Source organism: Mycobacterium sp. ABE4_509 (genome assembly GCF_056160785.1).
Window position 1 is genome coordinate 1 of record NZ_JBSWXU010000233.1, and the last position, 4,690, is coordinate 4,690.

At 68.8% G+C, this 4,690-nt stretch carries 3 protein-coding genes; all 3 read right to left on the minus strand.

Annotation, left to right across the window (positions count from 1 at the left end; genetic code table 11):
* Positions 1-126: 126 nt before the first annotated feature.
* The 3 genes from ACXAID_RS27045 to ACXAID_RS27055 are packed head-to-tail and all read right to left on the minus strand — an operon-like array spanning position 127 to position 4,520.
* A complete protein-coding gene (locus ACXAID_RS27045; protein ID WP_475025256.1) occupies positions 127-1,689 on the minus strand; it encodes an MCE family protein in 1,563 nt (520 codons plus the stop codon).
* A gap of 3 nt (positions 1,690-1,692) precedes the next feature.
* Positions 1,693-2,871 carry an MCE family protein gene (locus ACXAID_RS27050; protein WP_475025257.1) on the minus strand — a complete coding sequence of 393 codons (1,179 nt, stop codon included), beginning with the start codon at positions 2,869-2,871 and terminating at the stop codon, positions 1,693-1,695.
* Between the two features lie 2 nt (positions 2,872-2,873).
* On the minus strand, positions 2,874-4,520 hold the full coding sequence (locus ACXAID_RS27055) for a virulence factor Mce family protein (protein ID WP_475025258.1): 1,647 nt from the start codon (positions 4,518-4,520) through the stop codon (positions 2,874-2,876).
* Between the last annotated feature and the right edge of the window lie 170 nt (positions 4,521-4,690).

The window sequence follows — 4,690 nt, forward strand, 5'->3', positions numbered from 1 at the left end:
GCGCCCACCCGGCGCCCAGCCGCGCCGGGCGGCGCTCGGTGGTGTGCTCCTGCGGGGCCGCCGTGTCCTCGGCCGCCTCGGGTGTGTCGTCCGGCGCGGTGTCAGCGTCGGAGTCGGTGGTGGGGTTCAGCCGGCCGGTGCCAGCATCTCCTTCCATCCGTCGTCTCCTGGGTTGCTCGAGTTGCTGACGTTGTACCGGACGCCATCCGGGCCCACCACCTCGCCACTGCTGGGGCTGTACGCGGCGGTGGTGCCGGGCGGCCCTTGGGCGGGAGTGTAGGTGCACGGGTTGGGCTGTTGTCCACTGCAGCTGACGGTACCCGAGCCCGCTGGGCTCAACGGGTCGCTGACCGGGGCGAGGTCCTCCGGCGGAGGCAGCTCGTCGGCCGGCAACGGGTTCATCCCGTTGTTGATCGACGGAGCGGGAATCACCCGGCCCGGGTTGACGCCCTGGTCACAGCGGGCGCCCGGGGCGGGGCAGGACAGCACCTGGTTCGGGTCGCCGTACCAGGGGTTGGTGCCCAGCGGCTCGTAGGGCTCCTCGCTGCGGCACTCCGCCGGGGTCGCCGCCCGCTTACCCGGCACATCGGCGCACGGATAGTTGCGGGCACCGCGAACGGCGTTGCCCTGGTAGTCCTTCGGGATCTTGCAGTACGTGCCCTTGGGCAGTGGCGCGGTGCTGGTGTCGGCCGGCGAACGCCATTCGGATGCCGGCAGGAATCCCGTCATGCACGGCGGCGGAAGGTTGACCGACAGGCCGAAGTGCAGCAGACCGCCGTCCTCGAAGATCGAGCCCATCTGCATCAGGGCGGCCCCCTGCGGGTAGATCACCAGGGTCTGCTCGAGCCCCTTGTTGTAGCGCTTGAGCATGTCGGTGACCACCGACAGGTTCGCCAGTGTCTGCGGCAGCGCCTCCCGCACGTCGCTGAACACCGTGGTCACCTGGTCCAGCGTGGGCGCGGCCTGCGACAGGCCGCTGCGCAGCGCCGCGTCCTGGCCGGCGGCCTGCGAGGCGATGACGTTGAGGTTGCGTGACCACTGCGCGATCGCATCGCCGGAGTCGACCTGGCTCTGCAGGATCGGCGCCGAGTTGTTGATGATGTCGGTGACCTGGGGCAGGTTCTCCTGGAAACCCCCGGCGAGGTTGGTGGTGGACTCGACCAGCCGCTGCAGCGAGGGCCCCAGCCCGCCGACCGCCAGCGAGGTCTCGGTCAGCAGCGTGTCGATCTTCTCCTTGGGCAGCACCGCCAGGCCCTCGTTGGCCGCGTCCAGCGCCGGGCCGACCGGGGCGGGCACGGTGCTGTCGGTGATGGTCTGCCCCGGGCTCAGGTACTGATCGGTGTCGCTGGCCGGGACCAGGTCCAGGTACTGCTCACCGATGGCCGACACCGAGTGGACGTTGGCGCTGACGTCCACCGGGATCCGGAAGTCGTCGCTGATGCTCATCGTCGCGCGCGCACCCGACTCGGTCGGCTCGACCGAGGTGACCTTCCCGATCTCGGTGCCGCGATAGGTGACGTTGGCGGTCTCGTAGAGTCCGCCCGAGCGCGGCAGCTCGGCGTAGAGGGTGTACTGCCCGATACCGGCCAGGCTCGGCAGCCTCAGGTAGTACAGCCCGAGGACGGCGAGCGCGAGCACGGTCAGGATGGTGAACAGCAGCAGCTGCAGCCTGATGAAACGTGTCAGCATCGCTCACTCAGCCCTTTCGATGCGTGGGCCGCCGGGCGCCGAGTTCGGGTTCGGTGTGAAGCGCACGTCCGGGATCATCGTGTTGGGATCGCGGCCCCAGGCCTGTTCGAGGGCCCGCAACATGCCCGACACCCCGGTGCCGGACAGGAACGCGTTGTCGATGGCCGACAGGGTCAGGTCGATGATGATCGACGAGTTGATGTAGTCGCCGCGGATTGCCTTCGGCACGTTCTCGATGCTGTACGGCGCGGTGAGGAACACCTTCAGTGCGCCAAGCAGGTAGGGACCCGACTTGCCCAGCTCACGCAGCGGCCGCTGCAGGTTGGCCAGGTTGGTGCCGATGTTGTCGCTGGCCGGTGCCAGCGCCTCCTCGGCGGCACCGCTGATTCGGCCCAGTGATTCGACGGCGTCGGCGAACAGGTCGCGGGTGTCGGCGAAATGCTGGATGAGCGGCGGGAACTCGGTGAGCACGGCATCGAGGGTGTCGTTGCGCTGCGCGACGACGGCCAGCAGCCGGTTCGTCGAATCGATGGCGCGGGTGATCTCGTCGCGCTGGCGGTTGAGCTCGTCGGTGAAGGTGTCGAGCTGGTCGAGGAAGGTGCGGATCTGGTCGGCGCGCCCGTTGAGCACGTTGTAGACCTCGGTCTGGATGGTCTCGAGGTTGGCCACTCCGCCGCCGGTCAGGATGGTCGCGATGCTGGCCAGTACCCGCTCGGTGGTGGGGAACGCCGAGGAGTTCTTCAGCGGGATCGTGTCGCCGGTCTCGAGCATCTGCGGCGCCGGATCCGGCGGCATGTCCAGCTGGACGTGCTGGGATCCCAACAGGCTGGTCTGCCCGATCTTGGCCAGCGCGTTGACCGGCAGCTTCACGCTGGGGTCCAGATCCAGGGTCAGCGTGGCGATCCAGTTCTTCAACTCGATGGCACGCACCCGGCCCACGTAGACGTCGGCGACACGAACCCGGCTGTTGACGTTGAGCGCCAACGTGTCCGGCATCTGCACGTAGATCGTGGTGTGGTCGGGGCCGGTGCCCGGGCCGCCGGGCAGCGGCACGTTGGAGATGCCCTTCCACGACCCGCACGAGGTGAGCACCAGCGCCACCGCCGACAGCGCGATGACCCGCTGGGTGAGCGTGCGCCACGCGCCCGGCTTCGGGCGGGAGATACCTCTGATCAGCGTCATGCTCAGCCTCCCGCCTCAGCCGGCAGTAGCGGTCCCGGGACGGCCGCAGGTGCAGGCGGTACCGGTGCGGCCGGCGCCGCCGGGGCGATGGCGCCCAGCGGACTCGGATTGCCCACCACGACACCCGGTGCGGGCGCCGGCGCGGTGGGCGCCGGCGGATACCACGGCGGGGGCAGCGGATTGTTCTGGTCGAACGCGTTCGGCGGGCCGGGCAGGTTGCCGTCGCGGGTGGTGCCGAACGCGGGCGGCGCCGGCGGCGGAACGATGTCGGGCCCGCCCATCAGCTCGGACAGGGATTCGGGCGTGAGCATGTTCGCGGTGAACGGCTGCACCTCGACGCCCTGCATGCCGGGGGCGACGATCCAGCCCGGTTCGTGGTTGCCGTGCGAGAACAGGGTGTCGCGGGAGAAGATGCCCGGCACCGTCGTGTCCTTGTACCCGGCCGGTGGGCGCAACCGCTCCTCGGAGTAGGCGATCTGTTTGGGCAGCGTCATCGCGGTCTGGAGCTGGTTGGCACCGAACGGCAGGTAGTTGAACTTGATCGCGTCGAGGATCGGCCCGAGGTACTGGGCGCACAGTTCGGCGGATTCCTGATAGCCCAGTCGGCTGCCGGCCTGGATCGCGCTGCAGATGAACTGCATCGGGTTGGCGAAGCCGGTGATCACCGGCAGGGCGACGATGCCGCCGGCGTTCGGCGACGAGATGTTCATCAGGTTCGCTGCGACGTTGGGGTAGGCGTGCAGCGCGGTCTCGAGGCCCTCCCGGGGCTCGGGCTGCAGGATCGCGTTGGTCACGTCGGCCAGGTTCTGGATGTCGTGGGCCAGCACCTCGCCGTTCTCGTCGATGAATTCCCTTGTGGTTCCGAGCAGTTCGTTGAGGTCGCGCACGGCGTTGGCGACCTCGTCGTCGGTGTTGGTGAACGCGTTGGTGATCTGGGCGAGGTCGTTGTTCAGCGCCACGAACTGCTGGTCACTCTGGTGCAGCGCGTTGACGAACAGGGCCAGGCTCTTGATGACGCTGAAGAAGTCGCCGCGGCCCTCGTTGAGCGCGAACAGCGCCTCCGACAGGTTGGTCAGCGTGCGGTTGATCTGCTCGCCCTTGCCGGCGAAACCGTCTGCCGCGGACTCGATGATGTCTCCGAACGGGCCCTTGGGCTGCTCCGGGGTGGGGCCCAGATCGGTGAGCAGCCTGCTGATCGAGTCCCGCAGGTCGTCGTATTCGACGGGGACCTGGGTGCGGTCCAGGTCGAGCACCGCGTCGTCCTGCAGGACCGGGCCCCCGGTGTAGGGCGGAGCGAGCTGAATCGTGCGCGATGCGACCAGGCTGGGGTTGAGGATCGACGCGGTGGCGTCGGCGGGCACGTTGTACTTGCTGTCGTAGTGGAAGGTGACCTTCATCTTGTCGCCGGCGGGCTCGATGCTGTCGATCGAACCGACCCGCACGCCCATGATCTGGACCTTGTCGCCGGGATAGAGCGCCAGTGTCTGGGTGAAGTAGGCGACGACGGTGTTGGTGGTGGCGCGCTTGTAGACGTTCCATCCGACGGCGACCAGCACGACCGCGAGGATCGCCACCAGGGCGCCGATGATCACCGTGGCGCGCGACAGCCGCGACAGCTTGAGGCTCTTGACACTGAAGACGGTTGACACGTCTATCCCTCCCCTAGCTCTGCGAACCCGGTGGGAGGAACGGTGGGTTGCCCGGCAGCGGCGGCTGACCGGCCGGCGGCACCTGCTGTCCCGGCCCGGGCGGTGGCGGCGGCCCGTCCAGTGCCGGTGGCAGCGGCGCGATACCGGGGGTGAAGTCCGGCGCCGAGGGC